The sequence below is a fragment of the Solemya elarraichensis gill symbiont genome (genome assembly GCF_002021095.1).
Taxonomy (GTDB): domain Bacteria; phylum Pseudomonadota; class Gammaproteobacteria; order Chromatiales; family Chromatiaceae.
Window position 1 is genome coordinate 1 of sequence record NZ_MPRK01000337.1, and the last position, 1429, is coordinate 1429.

1 protein-coding gene is annotated in these 1429 nt (G+C 45.2%); it reads right to left on the minus strand.

Features of this window, described 5'->3' with window-relative positions; genetic code table 11:
* On the minus strand, positions 1–617 hold a 617-nt coding region (locus BOW51_RS10765; RefSeq protein WP_153039651.1), incomplete at its 3' end, for a hypothetical protein.
* Between the last annotated feature and the right edge of the window lie 812 nt (positions 618–1429).

Sequence of the window (1429 nt, forward strand, 5' to 3'; positions counted from 1 at the left end):
TCGATGGCAAGACCCAACGAGAAATCCTCACCGTCTATCTGAAGCTCTTCAAAGGGGATTGTCTCAACCGTCTGCCTCCAGAAATCCTGGTGTTCCTTGTAGTGGTCCGGGCAGTCATTTTGGCCGTAAGAGAGCCATGCATACTGTGTGCTCGGGTCCTCAAGCGATCTCGGAAAATCGATCCAGCTGCGGATCTTTTCGATCACCCGCTGGACCTGCCATTCTTTCAGTGGCGAGCGTTCCCCTAGGCAAGCAAAAACCCGAGACGCCGGAACAGTACCTATGGTTAAGTCGATCGATGTGCTGGGACATCCTGCAACCCAGCCTGAGAGGGCACCACAGGCATTCTTCGATACGACTTCAGTGGGATGAACTTGGCCAGGTGATCGAGTGCCCAATCCCTTACTGGTCTCTCCGGTTGCGATGGCTTCAATGATGTTGCTGACCCATTTCTCGGCCTTGTGGTGACACATTTCAAGGCTTCCAATCAGTTCTCGAATCTTCGATAGGTTCGCTCCAATGGGGGCAATCTGATCCTCCAGACTATCGATGGCCAAGATTTCCGAAGCGGCTTCCTGGCCTACGGAGCAGTTGTTCCACCACTGTCGTGTCATCATTTACTTTCTCTTCCCATCTATGCGTCACCGAACAGTGATATAGACTGCAGCCGTCTTTTACCTTATTAGAATGCAGCAGCCTAATATTCTTTAATATTTGTCTGCTTTCAGTTTAACTTATTATTCATTAGTAGACATTTAGCCAATGTCCGCTTTGGGTCGGAAGCGGTCGTTCGGCTAGATCGAGCAGAAAATCCACACTAATGACTGCTTCCGGCCAGAAGCAGACATAGCTTTATCTACTCTGTTTCAAAGAATTCCTATAGTACATCTGTATTTAATCGGTTAGGGTGAGGATGGTTATGTCCGGTTTCTATTATCATTATGAAAAGCAGAACAAATACTTAGTACAGTTAAGACATTGTTTCAAATGGATAATAACGGCTAGGGGTTTTATTGGTCATTTTTGTCCGTTTTGCAGGGGACATTCCGGTTCCCTAATTCAAAGTTTGCTGCATTGATAATTATATTGTGGAAAGCATGTGAAAGAGACTGTCTATAAATCTGAAATACCATTCCATATCACGACAAGATTTGCATTTATGACATTGTTTATTCTTTTGGCCATAGATGTCTTCTTTGTTATAGATTACTTAATAAGCACACTGCCAGAAATCCGTAATTTGACTGTAAGTCACCGTTTAGCATCTTTAGATTTAGATACTGAAGCGAATTTACCGACTAATTACGCTATATTAAAACTCTATTCTTCATCAATCGCTGCGCGCCAAGGAGAGAGAATCGAAGGCGCGTAGTCCCCGGTAGCCACTAGGCGAGACTGTTTTTCTGACGTGCGCCAGCGCCAAAGGAAA